The 17,636-nt window shown below is 60.4% G+C and carries 9 protein-coding genes; 2 read left to right on the top strand and 7 right to left on the bottom strand.

The features are described from left to right. Positions 1 to 15: 15 nt before the first annotated feature. A complete protein-coding gene (locus ROI90_RS17270) occupies positions 16 to 3,462 on the bottom strand; it encodes a DUF4175 family protein (protein ID WP_315999608.1) in 3,447 nt (1,148 codons plus the stop codon). Between the two features lie 263 nt (positions 3,463 to 3,725). Next, complete coding sequence (locus ROI90_RS17265) at positions 3,726 to 6,761, bottom strand: M16 family metallopeptidase (protein ID WP_315999607.1); 3,036 nt, start codon at positions 6,759 to 6,761, stop codon at positions 3,726 to 3,728. Between the two features lie 266 nt (positions 6,762 to 7,027). On the opposite strand from ROI90_RS17265, the gene ROI90_RS17260 reads away from it, so the two are divergent. Beyond that, entirely contained in the window at positions 7,028 to 7,438 is a 411-nt protein-coding gene (locus ROI90_RS17260) for a hypothetical protein (protein ID WP_315999606.1), read from the top strand. A gap of 74 nt (positions 7,439 to 7,512) precedes the next feature. Here the strand turns inward: ROI90_RS17260 and ROI90_RS17255 are convergent, their stop codons facing one another. From ROI90_RS17255 to ROI90_RS17235, 5 genes are all read right to left on the bottom strand, one after another. Beyond that, positions 7,513 to 8,925 (bottom strand): MFS transporter, encoded by a 1,413-nt coding sequence (locus ROI90_RS17255; protein WP_315999605.1) that lies wholly within the window; start codon positions 8,923 to 8,925, stop codon positions 7,513 to 7,515. 115 nt (positions 8,926 to 9,040) lie between these two features. Then, positions 9,041 to 10,888 (bottom strand): alpha-amylase family glycosyl hydrolase, encoded by a 1,848-nt coding sequence (locus tag ROI90_RS17250; RefSeq protein ID WP_380230180.1) that lies wholly within the window; start codon positions 10,886 to 10,888, stop codon positions 9,041 to 9,043. 183 nt (positions 10,889 to 11,071) lie between these two features. Then, positions 11,072 to 11,779, bottom strand: coding sequence for an SDR family oxidoreductase (locus ROI90_RS17245; protein WP_315999604.1), 708 nt, complete (start codon positions 11,777 to 11,779; stop codon positions 11,072 to 11,074). Between the two features lie 90 nt (positions 11,780 to 11,869). Beyond that, a complete protein-coding gene (locus ROI90_RS17240) occupies positions 11,870 to 13,780 on the bottom strand; it encodes a glycoside hydrolase family 13 protein (protein WP_315999603.1) in 1,911 nt (636 codons plus the stop codon). 263 nt (positions 13,781 to 14,043) lie between these two features. Continuing rightward, entirely contained in the window at positions 14,044 to 15,492 is a 1,449-nt protein-coding gene (locus ROI90_RS17235; protein WP_315999602.1) for a hydrolase, read from the bottom strand. A gap of 377 nt (positions 15,493 to 15,869) precedes the next feature. Between ROI90_RS17235 and glgP the strand changes: the two genes are divergently transcribed. Next, positions 15,870 to 17,522 (top strand): alpha-glucan family phosphorylase, encoded by a 1,653-nt coding sequence (gene glgP / locus ROI90_RS17230; protein ID WP_315999601.1) that lies wholly within the window; start codon positions 15,870 to 15,872, stop codon positions 17,520 to 17,522. Positions 17,523 to 17,636 lie beyond the last annotated feature (114 nt).

Below are 17,636 nucleotides of genomic sequence, written 5' to 3'. Positions count from 1 at the left end.
AAAATTAGCGGAACGCTATTTCATTTTCTGAAAATATTCACTCACCTCCCGTTGGTAGTACGGAGTGAGGGTAGGCGGTACGCTCCGGAGCAACTCTGTTTGCCGGGTTTGCTGGCGTTTATATTGCTGAAACGCTGGCGGAAACACCGGCGGACGGGTTTGGGCCGTCTGCGCTTCGCGCTTCTCTTCCTGGTCCCGCTCCCGAGCCGATTTCTCGGCTTCCAGTAAACGAGTGAGGATTTGGCGCTGGCGCATAATGGTTTGCTCCGTCAGCCGCTTGTTTACGAGGTCGGTTTCGGTTTGTTCCATCATTTTTTTCACGTCGCCGAGGCCGCCGGCGCCGTCCTGGCCTTTGCCGTCTTTGTTGGAGCCGGGTTTGCCACCGCCTTTCTGCTGCATGCGCTCCAGGTCCTGCATGGCCTGACGTAGCATTTGTTGCTGCCCGGCCAGCTTGGCCAGCTCCTCGGAGAGGGCCCGGCCGGTTTTGCCACTTTGCTGGAGCTGCTGAATCTGCTGGTTGAGCTGCTGCTGCATGCGGCCCATCTGGCCCTCGCCGGCGCTGCTGCCCTTCTTCTTTTTCTTGCCCGATTTACCGCCGCCCTGCTGCTGTTGCTGCTGACTTTCGCGCTGCTGCTGCTGCATTTGCTGCAGGGCATCATTCAGCATCAGGGCCAGGTTGTTCATGCTGGTCATGGCCAGCTGCTGGGAGCTGGTGGCGCGGCCCACGTTGCGCTGCCGGATCTGGTCGAGGCTCTCGTCCATGCGGCCGTTCATCTCGCCCACCTCCCGGGTCACAAAGCTCTTGATCTGGAACACGCGCTTGGCCAGGGCATATAGGGAGTCCTGCACCACGCGGGCGTCGTCCTTGAGCTTGCGCTGGGTCTGGCCGAGCTGCACAAAGCGCGGGTCACTCTGGTCCACCTGCCGGAACTGCTTCATCAGGTTTTCCTGGTCGAAGCTGAGCTTGAGCAGGTTTTCCAGGATGTCGCGCAGGTCGTCGATGTTCTGCTGCTGCTGGTCCGATTCTTCCTGTTCCTGCTGTTGCTGCATCTTCTGGGCCATCTGCTGCATCTTCTGAGCGGCCTGCTGCTGGCTCTGGCTGGCTTTCTGGTTCTGGTTTTTACCCAGCTGCTCCTGGCTCTGCTGCTGCTGCTCGTCCACCTGCTGCTGGTCCTGCTTCATCTCATCGGCCCCGTTCTGGTCGTCAAGCTGCTTGTCCAGCTCCTTCATGTCCTTGAGGTACTGCTTCAGCTCGTCAAACTTCTGCTGCTGCTCGGCTTGCTGGTCCTTCAGCTGCTCATTTTTGGCTTTTTGCTGCTCGTTCGATGATTTATTGTCGGGGTTCTGCTTGTCGTTTTTCTGGGTTTCCTCGGCCAGCTTCTGCTGCTCCTGGGCCAGCTGCTGGAGCTTTTCCAGGGCTTGGTCCTGCTTCTGCTCAAACTGCAGCTGCTTGAACATTTCGAGGGCGCGCTCCAGCTCTTTCTGCAGGGTATTTTCCTTGTTTTCCAGCTGTTGCAGCAGCTTCTGCATATCGGGCTGGTTCTGGTCCTTCTGCTGGTCCAGGAGTTTCTGCAGCTCCTCGTAAAGCTTCTTGGTTTCGGGGTCCAGCAGGGTTTCCATCAGCTTCTGCAGCTCCTTGGCTTTCTCGGCCAGCTGCTCATTCTTCTGCGGGTCCAGCTGGTTTTGCTGCTCCTGGAGCTGCTCAAACTGGCGCTTCAGCTCGTCCAAGGCTTGGTCCATCTGCTGCTTCTGGTCGAGCATATCCTTGAGCTGCTTGCGGTCCTGGAAGTTCAGGTCGCGCTTCACCTTCAGCTTGTCCTCGGCCTTGGCCAGCTCCCGCTCCATCTTCTTGCTTTGCTGGGCGGCCTGGCTGAGCTGACTTTGCACGGCCTGGCTCTGGGAGGCCAGCTGCTGGTGCTGCTCACTGCGGCTGGGCAGGCGGAACTCAGCAGTGCGGCTTCGGCCGGCTTTGGGGCCGTGCACACCGTCGTTGTCCCAGGCCTGCACGAAGTACTCCAGCCGGTCGCCGGGGCGCAGGTTCAGGGCGCGGGTGTCCCACTGGTAAGCGTAGCTTTGACTGGGGCCGCTGCCCAGGGGCATGGCTTTCGCCTGGTACGCAGCGTTGGGCCGCGCCTTGCTCAGCACCCGGTAGTGCAGCTGCAGGCGCGAGAAGCCATAATCGTCGCGGATCGTGCCGCCCAGGGCTAGGTAACGCTGAGAAGTGGTGTCCTGGAAGCTCTCCAAAGCCACCTCCGGCACTTGGTCGGGAATAACGGTAATCTGGTACTCGATGGGGTCCCGGTTGGGGCTCACGGCGTTGAGCAGGTGCACCGAGTACGGCTGGCTGCGCAGGGCCCGGCGACTGAGCAGAAACTGCTCGTCATCGGGCGTGGCGGTCAGGGTTTCGTCGGGGTTGCGGAATTTGAGCTGGAGCTGGTCGGTGGCTTCGGTCTGGAACTCCCAACGCAGGTCGGAGCCTTCGGGCACGGTGAGGTTACCGGTGTTACGGATGGTTTCGGCGGGCTTGCCCAGGTAGGCCGGGTAGGATACCCGCACGGCAAAATCGCGCAGGTTGGGCCGCTCCTTCACTTTCAGGTTGTACTCCGAAGACGAGAAGCCGGCTGCCGACAGCTGAAACGGTACGCTCTGGCGCAGCTGGCGGAAATCGAACCTGAACCGGCCCGCGGCCTCGCGCACCAAACGGCGCTGCTTGCCCTCGTACGCAATGCTGATTTCGTTGGGCAGAGCCTCGCCTTCTACCGTGACGTGCAGCGCAAAATCCTCGCCTTTGAAGGCCGTAAGCTGCTTGTTCTCCACCACAAACTTGAATGGAGCGGGCCGGCTGTACTTTCGGTCGTAGTGCAGAATCCGCTCGGTGCCTTGCACAAACAGGCTGGGATAGAGGAGCAGCAGCAGCGCCACCACGGCGGCGGGCACGGCCACGTACTTCCACAGCGGCCGGGTCTGGGCCTGAATATTGATGCCCTGGCTGAACTCTACGCCGCGCAGCTGCCCGGCGCGCTGCTCCAGACTGGCGGCCAGCAAGGCATTTTCCTGGGCCTGCCCGCGCAGCTGCAACGCGTTCAGCAGCTTATCCTGCACCTCCGGAAACAGCTCCCCTACCCGCTGGGCGGCCTGCTCATCACTCAGCATGCGGCGCAGGTGGGTGAGGGCGGCCAGGGGTTGCCAGACCCAGCGCCCGAAGGCGTAGAGCAGGCCGCCCACAAACCCGAACAGCAGCCCGGCCCGCACCCAGGTGGGCAGGTACAGGAAATACTCCAGCAGGTTGAACACCAGAAACAGGCTGAGCACGAGGCCACCGGCCACCACGAGGCCGCGCACCAACAAGCTCAGGTAAAACTTACGCTTAAACGCGTCGAGGCGGGCCAGTACGTCGTCCAGGGCCCGGGTCGTTGCGGGGTCTTGCTCCACTACCATAAGAATGCCGCCTAATCCGGGCATGGGAAAGATACGGATTTCGGCCCGGCGGCTGCATGTAGGCTACACTGGCGGCGGGGCAAGTGGTTCCCGGGCGGGCGAAGGTGAGCCGTGCAGGCCGTAGCACGAAGCCTTTATTTCGCGCTACGGGCGGTTTTGGATGGCGCCGGACCAAACGCGCAGCAAAGGTTTCGCGTTAGAGTTTTGGTCAGCCGTACACCAACGCCAACCGGCCCGACCTGCTTGCGCAGACCGGGCCTGTTTCGGGTGCCAACAGGCTGTTCAGCCTATTTCGCGTCGTCCTTGTCTTTCTTGGACTTGCGCTTTTCCTTTTTACCGTCGGCGTCCTTGGTTTTCACCTTCATCTTCTCGGCTTCCAGGGGCGGGGTGAGCGTGGAGGTGGCGGCGGGGGCCGCCGGGGTCATGGCCGTCAGGCGGTTGCCGTCGGCGTCCAGCTCCACTACCTCATAGCCCAGCTCCGAAATGCCGGGGAAGGCCTTGGCCCGGTCACCTACTACCACGATGTACATGTTGTCGGCGGGCAGGTATTTCTGGGCGATGCCCTGCACGTCTTCCTTCTTCAGGTTTTTCAGGATGTCGCTCTGCTGCTGCACGTAGCTGGTGGGCAGGTCGTACTCCAGCAAACGGCTCAGGAATAGGGCTTTCTGCTGGCCAGTTTCGTACTTGAGCGCGTCGCTCTGGCCCACCGAGGCCTGCAGGAACTGCAACTCGTCGTCGGTGATGCCGTTGCGGTAGCCCTGAATTTCCTTCATGAACTCCTTCACCGAGGCGGCAGTGGCATCGGCGCGCACGCCGGCCTGGGCCGTGTAGGGGCCCACGTAGCGGGTGCCCTGGAAGCCCGAGCGGGCCCCGTAGGTGTAGCCCTTATCCTCGCGCAGGTTCAGGTTGATGCGGGAGTTGAAGGCCCCGCCCAGCAGGTAGTTGCTCAGGTAGGCACGGTAATAGTCGCCGGTGGCATCGTAGGTAAGCGGGGTGAGGTAGCCCACCCGGATTTCCGACTGCGCCGCTCCGTCCTTGTTCACGAAGTAGATGCGGGTTTTGTCGGGCTGGGTGCTGGCCATACCGGCGGGCAGGCTCACGTCCTTTTTCTGCCAGCTTTTCAGGAAGCCCACCTGGTTGGTGAGGGCGGCCTGGTCCACGTCGCCCACGGCCACTAGGTAGCTCACGTTGGGGGCGTAGTTCTGCTGGTAGAATTGCTTCACGTCGTCCAGGGTAAGGTTGGTTACCGTGGAGGTGGTGCCGCTGCCGGCTACCTGCATAATATCGCCGGCCCCGTACACGAGGCGGGCAAAGGTTTTATCGGCAATAACTACCGGCTGGGTGCTCTGGTTGGCAATGCCTTCCAGGGTTTGCTTTTTGATGCGCGCGAAGTCTGCCTCATCGAAGCGGGGGTGCAGCAGGCGCTCCTCCAGCAGCTTCATGGTGGCGGGCAGGTTCTTGGTCAGGCTCTGCACGTACACTGTGGTGTTGTCGTCGCCGGTGTTCACGCGGATGCTGGAACCCAGCTTCTCCAGCTCGGCGCTGAACTGCTCGCCGGTGTACTTCTGGGTGCCCTCGTTCATCATGGCCGCCGTGAGGGAGGCAATACCGGCCTTGTTGGGCATGCTCTGCTCCAGGCGGTGGCCGCCCCGGATGGTGAGCAGCATGGTAGCCGTCGGAATTTCAGCGTTGCGGGTGCCCATCAGGCGCAGGCCGTTATCAAAGGAAGCCTGCCACACGGCGGGCACCTGCACCACGGGGTTGGTACCCGAGGTCGGCTGCTTGCTCCGGTCAAAGGTATCGGTGGCCTTTATGTATTTCAGGCCGTTGTAGCCGTAGTCGGGCGCTTTGTAGCCCTCTTTGGATACCATGTAGTTATCGGCCTTTACGGGCGGCACGCTGCCGTTTTTGGGCACCACGCTCAGCACCACGGCGCTTTTGCCCTTGATGTACTGGTTGTACACGCGGTTCACATCGGCGGGCGTTACGGCGCGCAGCTGCTTCAGCTCCTCGGGCAGGCGGTTGGGGTTGCCGAAGTAGGTTTGGTTGGCAGCCAACTGGCTTACTTTGCCCTGCACGCTGGCCAGACCGTTAATCATCTGGGCCTCGGTGCTGGCTTTGTAGCGGCCCACCTGCTCGGCGGTAGCGCCCGTGCGCTCAAACTCCTTGAACGTGTTGCGCACCTTGATTTCCAGCGAATCGAGGCCTTTGCCGGGGAAGGGCAGCGCAACAACGGTGAACTCGCCGGCCAGCTCGGAGGTGCTGTTGTAGGCTTGGGCCTGCACCGCCTGCTGCGTTTTGGTGAGGTTCTTATACAGCAACGAGTTTTTGCCGCTGCCGATGATTTCGGCCAGCGCATCTAAAGCAAACTCATCGGGGTGGCCGCTGGGAACCGTCGGGAACACCATCTGCAGCATGGGGAAGCGCACGTTGTCCTTGTAGCTCACGTAGCGGTCCTGCGTCAGCTTGGGGGCGGGCAGCTTCTGGGCCGTCACGGCCGGGCCCTTGGCAATGGGGCCGAAGTATTTCTCGGCCAGCCGGATAACGTCGGCCGGCTTCACATCACCGCCCACGGTGAGGGTGGCGTTGTTGGGGCCATACCAGCGCAGGAAGAAGTTCTTCAGGTCGTCGACGTTGGAGCGGTCCAGGTCTTCGAGGTAGCCGATGGTCATCCAGGAATACGGGTGGCCGTAGGGGTAGAGCGTGCGGCTCACGTTTTCGGAAGCCAGGCCGTAGGGGCGGTTGTCGTAGTTCTGGCCCCGCTCGTTTTTCACGGTGCTGCGCTGGTTCTCGAACTTGGGCTGGGTCACGGCGTCCAGCAGGAAGCCCATGCGGTCGGCCTCCAGCCACAGCGCGGTTTCGAGCTGGTTGCTGGGTACGGTTTCGAAGTAGTTGGTCCGGTCCCGATTGGTGCTGCCGTTGAGCGTGCCACCGGCCGCCGAAACGGTTTTGAAGTGCTGCTCGTCGGCTACGTGGTCGGAGCCCTGGAACATCATGTGCTCAAAGAAGTGGGCAAACCCCGATTTGCCGATCTGCTCCCGGGCCGAACCCACGTGGTAGGTCACGTCCACGTGCACCAGCGGGTCAGAATGGTCTTCGGCCACGATGACGGTAAGGCCGTTGGGCAGCACGTACTTTTCGTAGGGAATTACCAGCTCCGAGCCTTTGCGGGTGACTTTCTCCACGAGGCGGGCGCCGCCGGCCGTGGCCGTGGGCGCTTTGGTAACGGTGGCGGGCTTGGTAGTGGCCTTTCGCTGGGCCATAGCCGGCTGCATTGCCAGCGAGGCACCCAGGCCCAGCACTAGTAGTTGATTGCGGGTCATTGAACGGAGGGAAATAGACGTGAGTAAACGGGACCGGAAGTTACACGCCGGAAACCAAATACCGCCCGGACGGCAAACCCGGTTCCAACCAACCCGGCACTTTCGGCCCCGAAAGCCCCAAAACCCACCGTCAACAGTTTCTGTTCCGTCGTGGCCGCAAGCTCAGCGGTAAGCCTTGCTGGCGGGTTCACCGCAAATTCATCCGTACTTCGGTAGTTGCTGGCACCTACCCCACCGAAAGTTGCCTACCTTTGCCCGTCTGCCCTATGTACGCTCCCGCTACTTCCGACTACCTGCGCCTCTCCTACCGCCCCGATCTGCAGCTGCTGATTATGCGCTGGACGCGGCCAGCCACCTCCCAGGAGCACCGCGACGGTTACGCCGCCGTCCTGGCGCTGGCCCGGCAGGAGCAGTCCGGCCGCTGGCTGATTGATCTGCGCAGCCGGGGCCTGGCCGACCTCAACGACCTGCATTGGGTGCTGAACGATTTCCGTCACGATTTCCAGGCGGCTTTGCCCGGGGCCACCCGCCGCATTGCCTACCTCACCACGCCTTACCACGCCGATATCCTGCGCCCCCGCCTGGCCGAGTACGACCAAAACTCCGGCAACAGCACCCAGATACAGGTGTTTACCGAAGAGCTGCCCGCCCAGCAGTGGCTGCAACACGGCCAGTAGAATAAAAACATCATAAAAACGCCCCGTTGCAGTAAGTTGCAACGGGGCGTTTTTGATTGAAACCGGCTTCTCGATTACACGCGCGGGTCGGATTCCACGGTGGTATCGTAGCCGGGTGAGCTGGTCTGGAGGGTAGCGTCGGCGGGCAGGCGGATGTCGTCGGCGTCGTGGACGCGCAGGGTCAGCAGGCCCGAGATAATCATGGAGATGCCGCCCAGAATCAGGGTGTAAATCGATTCACCGCCGAATACCGACTTGGTGAAGAAGCCCAGAATCAGGCCCGCTACCACCTGCGGAATCACAATGAAAAAGTTGAACACGCCCATGTAGTAGCCCATTTTGTTGGCGGGCAGCGCGCCGGCCAGCATGGCGTAGGGTACGCTCAGGATAGAAGCCCAGGCAATGCCCACCCCAATCATGGACACGAGTAGCATTTTGGGGTCCTGAATGAAGTAGATGGAAATCAGGCCCAGGCCGCCGGCCACCAGGCACAGCAGATGCGTGAAGCGGCGGCTGGTGGCGCGGGCAATAAACGGCAGCAGCAAAGCCGCCACGGCCGAAACACCGTTGTAGGTGGCAAAGCACACGCCCACCCAGTCGGCCCCCTCATTGTAGAGCTTGGAAGTGGTGTCGGTGGTGTGGTAGATGTGGCTGGTAACGGCGGGCGTAGTGTAAATCCACATCGAAAACAGCGCCAGCCAGGAGAAGAACTGCACAATGGCCAGCTGGGCCATCGTCTTGGGCATGTGGAAGATACCGCCGAACGACTCGCGGATACCATTCCAGAAACCCGCAGTGCGGCGCTTCTCCTCCTCAAACTCAGCCATATCGGCCGGCGGGTATTCTTTGGTGGTCAGTACCGTCCAGAGCACCGCCGTGAAGAAGGCCACCGCGCCGATGTAGAAGGCATATTTCACCGAGGGCGGAATCTGGCCGGCCGGGGCCGTATTGGCAATGCCGAACCAGTTGGTGAACATCCAGGGCAGCATAGAAGCCACCACGGCTCCCACGCCGATAAAGAACGTCTGGGCCGCGAAACCCGTGGTGCGCTGCTCCGAGGGCAGCAAGTCACCCACCAGCGCCCGGAACGGCTCCATGCTGATGTTGATGCTGGAGTCCATAATCCAGAGCATGCCCACCGCCATCCACAGGGCCGATACGTTGGGCATCACCAGCAAGGCAAAGGAGGCCAGCACCGCCCCCACCAGGAAAAATGGCCGGCGGCGGCCCCATTTCGGGCTCCAGGTGCGGTCCGACATATACCCGATAATGGGCTGCACGAGCATACCAGTAAGCGGGGCCGCCAGCCAGTATAGGGCAATTTCGGTACCGCCCAGCGTTTCGAAAATGCGGCTGACGTTGGCGTTCTGCAGGGCAAAACCGAACTGAATGCCTAGGAAGCCGAAGCTCATGTTCCAGATCTGCCAGAAGCTGAGGCGGGGTTTGTTGTCGGTGCCGGTGGGAGCGGCTACTACACTAGTTGCCATATGACTGTGTGGGAATTAAGGGAGGGTTAGTTGTCAGTTGCTGGTTGTCAGTTGTCAGTTGTTAGTGTTTAGCTATAATGCCTGATGCTAACAACTGACAACCAGCAACTACCAACTATTTTTTGGGGTTGATTTCGAAGATGTAGGCGCTTTGGGGGGCCAGGGTGAGGTTGAGGGTTTGTACGGCCGGGGCCTGGCTGAGCAGCTCCGAGTAGGTGTAGAACTGCTGGGGGTTGAGGCCCATCAATTGCATCACGTTCTGCGGAATCCGGATGGTGGGCCGGTAGGTTTTGTCCGGGCTGAAGTTCACCACGATGAGCAGCTTCTGCTTCCCGGTGTAGCGCACATAGGTGTAGAGCTGGCGCTGGTTGTACTGCGCGTCGAGGTTGTTGGCGTCCTGCAACTCGTAGAACTTACCTTGGCGGATGGCGTCGCTCTGGCTGCTGAGCGTGAGCAGGCGGGCGTAGAAATCGTGGAGCTGGCGCTGCTCAGGGCTGAGCTTGCCCCCGTCGAACTTGCCGCCGTTCATCCATTTTTGGTGCTCAGGCACGCCCCAATAGTCGAAGATGGTGGTGCGGCCGTCCTCACCCGAAAAGCCTTCCGAGCCGTGGGCCGGCTCGCCCACATCCTGCCCGAAGTACAGCATCACCGGGCCAGTGGCCAGGGTGGCCGAAACCGTCATGGCCGGAATGGCGGCCCGGGGGTTGCCGGCGAAGTCCTTGCTGGCAATGCGCTGCTCGTCGTGGTTTTCCAGGAAGCGCAGCATATGGTTGCTGAAGCCCCGGCTTTCCTCCTTCCACACTTTGGTAATGTCCTCGGTGCTGCCTTCGCCGCGCATGAGGCGGCGCAGGCCGTCGTAGAGGCCCACCTTGTCGTAGAGGTAATCAAACTTGCCCTGCTCGATGTACATTTTGTACGTCTTGGCGTCGTAGGCTTCGCCGATGAACACCAGCTGGGGGTTCACCTTTTTCAGCTCCGGAATCACCCAGGCCCAGAACTCTACCGGCACCATCTCGGCCATGTCGCAACGGAAACCGTCCACGTCCTTTTTAGCCCAGAAGATGAGAATGTCGCGCATTTTCAGCCAGGTATCGGGCGTCTGCTCGAAGTGCTTTTTGCGGCCGTTCTGGTAATCGACGCCGTAGTTGAGCTTGATGGTTTCAAACCAGTCGTCCACCTTGGGCGCTTCCGAAAACACGTCGTTGCCGGTGGCCTTGGCCGGGTTTTCCTGGAATTTACCGTCCTCGCGGGGGCCTTTGAGTGCGCCCAGCGGGTTGTAGCCGGCCGGTACCACGAAGGGCTTGCCGGGCAGGTAGTAAAAGTTGTTGTTAGGCGCGAAGGCCGTGGTTTTGTCATCCTTCTCCCCCAAATCGGCCACGCCCGCTGGGTGGGCATCCGACTTATAGGTGCGGGCCACGTGGTTGGGCACGAAGTCGATGATGACTTTCAGGTCGTTGTCGTGGGTGCGCTTCACCAGGGCCTCGAACTCCCGCATGCGGTTTTTCACGTCCACGGCCAGGTCGGGGTTCGCGTCGTAGTAATCCTTGATGGCGTAGGGCGAGCCGGCGCGACCTTTTACCACGTCGGCATCATCCAGGGCAATGCCCTGCTTGGTGTAGTCCGTCATGGTGGCGTGCTCAATTACGCCGGTGTACCACACGTGCGAGGCGCCCAGCTTCTTGATGGCCTGCAGGGCCGGGCCGGTAATGTCGTTGAACTTGCCCACGCCGTTTTCCTGGAGCGTGCCGTAGGGCTTGTTCACGGCGGTTTTGTTGCCGAACAGGCGGGTCATCATCTGGTAAATCACCAGCTTATGGTCCTGAGGCTGCTCGTCGGTGGTGTTGGGGTCCGAAGAAAGAACGGTTTCGGCCACGGAAGCGGAGGGTTGCGAGGTGAAGGAAGAAAGCCCAAAGGCCGCCAGCCCGAAGGCACAGGCTGCGGCTGGTAGAAAAAGATATTTCATCGGCGAACAAGATAGGCGTTTAGGTGGGTTGGTGCTAGATGGGCTGTCATGCTTGATCTGACGTCCGCTTGTCGAAGCATCTCTACCGCTTCGTCTGATCTTATTCAACGAAGCGGTAGAGATGCTTCGACAAGCGGACGTCAGATCAAGCATGACGGTCGTTACCAGCGCGCAATCCAAAATCTACCACTCCTGCGTCATCGGGTGCAGCATCAACTCATCCACCACCACATGGGCCGGGGCTTCCAGCACGTAGCGCACGGCTTGGGCTACATCGGAGGGTTTGAGGTGGGTTTTCTCGGCGTCTAGGCTGCCGGGCCGGGAGTCGTTGAAGTAGGTATCCACCAGGCCAGGGTAAATGGTGCTGACCTTCACACCGTGGGGCCGCACTTCCTTGCGCAGGGAGCTGAGCAGCGCATCCTGGGCAAACTTGCTGGCCCCGTAAGCCGTGCCGTGCTCAAAGGTGCGCTTGCTCACATCGGAGGTAATGCCCACAATGTGGCCGCTGCCCTGGGCTTTGAAGTGGGGTACCACGGCTTTGCACAGCAGAAACGTACCCTTCACGTTCACATCGAATATCCGGTCCCACTCGGCGGCGTCAAAGTGCTCTAGCAGGTTAAACGAGCCCACCCCTGCGTTGCAGACCAGAATATCCAGGCGGCCAAAGTGGCTGAGAGTTTCGGCTACAATGTGGGCCGCGTCGTCTTCGTCGGCCACGTCGGCCGGAATGGCCAAGCCCTGGGTTTTGGCGTTGAGCTCCTCCAACTCCTCGGCGGTGCGGGCCACGGCTACCACTTTGGCACCCTGCATGGCCAGCAGCAGGGTAATGGCGCGGCCGATGCCCCGGCTAGCACCCGTTACAATAGCTACTTTGTCGGTCAGGTCGGTCATGGTTTCGTCAGGTTAAAGCTGAAAATAGTACCGGATTGCACTATATAAGTAGGCAAGGCTGGCAGTGGTTCCCGCCGGCCCCGGCTATTCCTACTTTTTCAGCTCCACCACCCAGGCCGTGCGACCCGGCACTTTGAAGCTCTTGAGGTCCGACAGCGCCGCGCCGGTGGTAATTTCGGTGCCGCCCGTGAAGCTGCCGGTGCGCTCCGCAAACCGGGTGCCGTCCACCGTTTTCTCTTCCTTATTGCCATTGAGTAGAATCATCACCGCCTCGCCCTGGTCGTTGTAGCGGAAGTAGGTGTACACGCCGTCCTGGGGGATGAACTGCATGAGCTTGCCCGTGGCCAGTACCGGGTGGGCCTTGCGGTACTGGGCCAGCTTGCTCACGTAGTTGAACGCCTCGCCGGCCTGGCCGGTGCGGCCGGCGGCGGTGAAGTAGTTCGTCTTGTCGCCGGCAAAGCCGCCGGGGAAATCCTCGCGCACCTTGCCGTCGGGGTTGGAGAAGTTCTTCATCAGCACTTCGGTGCCATAGTACAGCTGCGGAATGCCGCGGCAGGTGAGCAGCCAGGCCACGCCCAGCTTGTACTTGGCAAAGTCCTCCCCTATCACTGAGTAAAACCGGCTCATGTCGTGGTTGTCGAGGAAGGTCACGTTGCGGGTAGCATCCTCGTACATCCAGTCGCCCTGCAGGGCCTCGTACATCCGGTTCATGTTGGGCTGGTCGCCGCGCAAGGCATCATGTACCGCGCCCTGCGACTGAAAATCGAACACCGACTCCAGGTTGGACTTAAACCCATCCACGGGCTGAAACACGTTGCGGGCAAAGAACGCCTGCTGGGCCGTGCTGCCTACCCAGGCCTCGCCGAAGCTGAACAGCGTCGGGAATTCCTCCTGCATGGCCTGGCCCCACTGCATCAGGAATTTGGGGTCGGAGTAGGGGTAAGTATCGATGCGGTAGGCATCGAGGCCGGTGTACTCCACCCACCACAGGAAGTTCTGAATGAGGTAAGTAGCCACCAGCGGGTTGCTCTGGTTCACGTCGGGCATGGTGGTATCAAACCAGCCGCGGTTGTAGAGGCTCCGGTCCAGCTCCGAGCCGTAGGGGTCGTTGAGGGCCGAGGAGTTGTAGTTGCTGCGCGTGAAGCGGGGCCATTGGTTAAACCAGTCTTTGGCCGGTTGGTCCAGGAACAGGTAGTTCTTCGAGCCCATGTGGTTGAGCACCACGTCGTGCACCACTTTCAGTCCGTTTTTATGGGCCTTATCCACAAACTGCCGGTACTCCTCCAGGGTGCCGTAGCGCCGGTCGGTGTTGTAGTAATCGGTGAGGGCGTAGCCGTGGTAGCTGGCCTTGGGCATGTCGTTTTCCACTATCGGCGTCATCCACACGGCCGTGGCACCCAGCTTCTTCAGATAGTCGAAGTGGTTTTCTAGTCCTTTCAGGTCGCCGCCGTGGCGGGCGTACATCGAGTCGCGGGCCACTTTGGGGGCGCGCATGCCGGTAATGTAGTCGTTCTTGGGGTCCCCATTCGAGAACCGGTCGGGCATCAGGAAGTAGATGAAATCCTGCTGGGTAAGGCCCTGCACTTTCTGCTTGTCGCCGGGGGTGGTGCGCTGGCGCAGCTCGTAGGCAAAGGTCGTTTTCTTATCCCCCTTGAACTCCAGCTGCAGCTTGCCGGGCTTGGCCGAGGGGCTGATGGTGAGGTTGAGCAGCAGGTAGTTCGGGCTTTCCAGCTTCTGCACGCCGTCCAGGGTTACGCCCTCGTAAGCTTTGAGCGTGGCGGTGCTGCTGGCAATGCCGGGGCCATGCACCAGTAGCTGCAGCTTGGGGTTCTTCATGCCCACCCACCAAAATGTGGGGTCGATGCGTTGGATGGCAGCCGTTTTGGCGGCCGGGGCGGTAGCTTCGGTAACGGTTAAGGCCGGAGCCGCCAGCGTTGCAGAAGCGGTGGTAGCGGCCAGCAAGGAGCCAGCCAGCAGAGGCAGAAATCGGAAGGAGTTCATACGCGGATGGGAAGTCAGAAACGGTTCTGCCAAGGTACGCACCCTGGCCCCGCTCATGCTACTGTTTCCCGGTCCGGAAATGGTGACGTATTGATGGGTTTTTGGTGCTGGATTGATACAAGATAGTTGTTAGGGCTTTCAGGGTGGGTAATGCCGTTGTGAAGGCGAGGTGACTACCTCACTTTTGCCCAACCAAAAGCCCCGCCGCCGGCACAAGCCGGACAGCGGGGCTGCAGAGGTAGTTGCTGGTTGATCGAGGCCGGTTATTGCAGCTTCGCCAACCACAAGGAGGCGTTCAGGTGCAGGCGGGCGTGGCTCACGTTTTCGTTCCAGCCGTCGTACACCGTGTTGCCGGGCGAGCCGGTGCCGTCATCGGCCGGCGAGGAGTCGCCGATAATTACTACGCGGCCCGTGCCGAAGGTGCTGCTGGCGGCCATGGCCAGGCTATTGCCCTGCGTGGCCGAGCTGCGCCACACCAGGCCCTGCACCGTGCTGTTGGCGGTGGGGTTGAGGGTCATGGTGGCGCCGTTGTGGAAGGACAGCTGCGACACCCGGCCCTGGGAGCCGTTCATGATGGTATTGGTGCTAGTGGTGAGGGCGTTGGTGCTGTTCTCCACGATGTTGTCCATGTTCACCGAGAAGCCGAAGGGGTTGGTCTTCACGGAGTTATTCTGCATCAGGTCGTTCCAGATTTCGGGCGAGTCCCAGCCGTCGTTGTTGCGGTCCGAGATGGTGTGGTCGGAAATCATGAACAGGCCGCCGCCGTTTTGCACAAACTGCAGGATGGCCGTTTTTTCGGCGGCGGTGAAGACGGTGTTGGGCTCATCTACCACAAACACGCTGTAGTTGCTCAGGTCCTGGGGGTTGCTGCTGTTGCCGTAGCTGATGGCGGTACCGGCGGGCAGCTGCTCCACCGTGTGGCCCAGCTTCACCAGAGCCACGCCCCAGGCCGAAACCGCGCCCGTCCAGTAGGTTTCTGAGGTGGTTGCCGTAATACCGCTCTGGGCCGGCAAGGGGTAGCGCACGGCCACGCCGCTTTCCACGTCCAGCACCCAGTCGGCGTTGCCGGCCAACTCCCCATGCGAGCCATCGAACAGGAATTTCTTGGCTGAGCCAGTGGGCGGCGGCGTGGTACCGCCCCCGTACTGCTCCATCGTCACGTTATCAAAGTTGATGCGGTTGGTACCGCCCGAGGTCTTGCGGATCTGCAGGCGCACGTTGCCGCTCAGGTTTACTGTGAACGAAGCCGTGCTCAGGCTTGTGCTGCTGGTGGTGATGGTGCTGCCTGCTTTGGTGTAGCTGCTGCCGCTGTTTTGACTTACCCATAGCTCCCACTGCGAGCTGCCATCGGTGCCGTATACGGCGTGCTGCACCGTAACCACGCCCGCGCCGGTGGTGGCGTTGAAGTTCATGGTGAGGGAGCCCACATTACGCACCCGGGCCGATTGGGCGCCAGTTTTGGGGTCGGCGGTGGTGTTGCCCAGCAGGGCATCGTTGAGCGTCCAGGAGCCGGAGCCGAGCGTGACGGAGCCGGTGGTATACGCCGTTTTAGTACCAGATTCAAAGCCTTCCGGGAAGCCGGCGCTGCTCACATCGGCCGCCCCAGTGGTGGCGGTGGCGGCAATGGGGGAAGGAAGATTATCCTGTTTGGCGCAGGACAGAACGGTAAGGCTCAACAGGGAAGCTGTAAGCCAGCGCAGGGGGTAACGCATGAGGTGTAGGGTGGTTGTGGAGTGAGAAAAAGGAATCGAAAAGCTCTTTCGGCAAAGGTATCGGGCGCCCGAACAGCAAAAAGAGGCAGGAATATTATGGAATTATTATCAAACACTTAGCTTGCTCAAGCTCGTCCGGGCTGCCAGACAAATCGGGTAAAAGTTACCGCCTAGCAAAAACGAGTCGGACAGCTCACCCGGCCCATTTAGTGGTGCTTGTTTGCCTTTTACTAGTGGCGCGTTAACATTTTGGCATTCTTATCTGAATGCAATCCGCTTGGTCCATTCTTTTCCGCTTTTTTTGGGCTTTCAATGGGTGAGCTGATTTTTCTCAGCACTACCAGTAAGCTCACACTCACCGCACACATTCTGCTACTATGGCATTCGAGTTTAATACCTACACGCCCGCTCCCGAATTCAGTACCCCGGCGGCGTATTTTTCCATGGAATTCGCTTTGGATCAGGCCTTGAAAACCTACTCCGGCGGCCTAGGCTTTTTGGCCGGCTCCCACATGCGCTCCGTGTATGAGCTCAAACAGAACCTGGTAGGTATCAGCATTCTATGGTCGTTTGGTTATTATGATCAGGGCCGCAACGAGGACCAGAGCATGCGCGCCGACTTCCGTCTGAAGTACTACAGCTTCCTGCAGGATACCGGCCTGGTGTTCCCCATTACCATCCACAACGCGCAGGTGATGGTAAAGGCCCTGTACCTTGCCCCCGACACGTTCGGGACGGCTCCCATGTTCTTTCTCACGACGGACATTCCCGAAAACGACTACCTCTCCCGCACCATCTCCCACCACCTCTACGACGCCGATACGGCTGCCCGCGTGGCCCAGAGCATCCTGCTGGGCGTAGGTGGGGGCAAGCTGCTCGATGTGCTGGGCCGCCACACGGAGGTGTACCACCTCAACGAGGGCCACGGCCTGCCCCTGGCCTTCTACCTCTACGACAAGCACGGCCGCAACCTGGAGGAGGTGAAGAAGCGCCTGGTGTTCACCACCCACACGCCCGAGCTGGCCGGCAATGAGGAACACCCCGTGAAACTGCTGCACGACATGTCATTCTTCGGCAACGTGCCGCTGGAGGAAGTGCGCAGCCTGGGCCTGGTGGAGAACGAGCGGGTGAACTACACGCTCACGGCCCTGCGCTTCTCGCGCATCTCCAATGGCGTGAGCAAAGTGCACGGCGAGGTGGCCAACGACATGTGGGGCACTAACGCGGGTATCTGCCCCATCATTGCCATTACCAACTCCCAGAACGGCACCTACTGGCGCGACAAAGCCCTGCACGAAGCCCTGGAGGCTGGCGACGATAAGGCCCTGAAAGCCCGCAAGCGGGAGCTGAAAAAGGAACTGTTCGACATCGTGGCCGACCAGACCGGTACCCTGCTTGACCCCGAGGTGCTGACCATTGTGTGGGCCCGCCGCTTTGCCGGCTATAAGCGCGCCGACCTAATTCTGCGCCACTTCGAGCGGTTCCTGGATATCGTGAACAACGCCGACCGGCCCGTGCAGGTTATCTGGGCCGGTAAGCCCTATCCTAAGGATTTCGGTGCTATCGGCCTGTTCAACAGCATCATCGAGAAGACCAAGAACCTGAAGAACTGCGCCGTGCTCACGGGCTATGAGCTGGCTTTGTCGGCGGCTCTGAAAAAGGGCTCCGATATCTGGCTGAACACGCCCCGCTACCCCCGCGAAGCCTCCGGCACCTCGGGTATGACGGCCGCTATGAACGCCTCGGCCTCCCTGAGCATTGCCGACGGCTGGATTCCGGAGTTCGTGCGCCACGGCGAAAACGGGTTCATCATCGAGCACACCGACATCAACCAGCCCGATGAGGTGAAGGACAACATCGAAGCCACCAACGTGCTCGACGTGCTCGAAAACGAAATCGTGCCCCTCTACTACGGCCAGCCCGAGAAGTTCCTGGAGCTGGTGAAAACCGGCATGCGCGAGGTAGAGCCCGAGTTCGAGTCGCACCGCATGGCCACCGAGTACTACGAGCGGATGTACAACGCTAAATAGTTCTTGCTGAAAGGCTAAAAGCTAGTTCCCCTCCTCAGATGAGGAGGGGTTAGGGGTGGTTGATGTTGCATTAGAACGGTTGCTAGAGCTAATTTCTAGTTTACGTTGAGTAAC

Source organism: Hymenobacter endophyticus, assembly GCF_032464715.1.
Lineage (GTDB): Bacteria > Bacteroidota > Bacteroidia > Cytophagales > Hymenobacteraceae > Hymenobacter > Hymenobacter endophyticus.
This window is presented reverse-complemented; position numbering and strand designations above follow the sequence as displayed.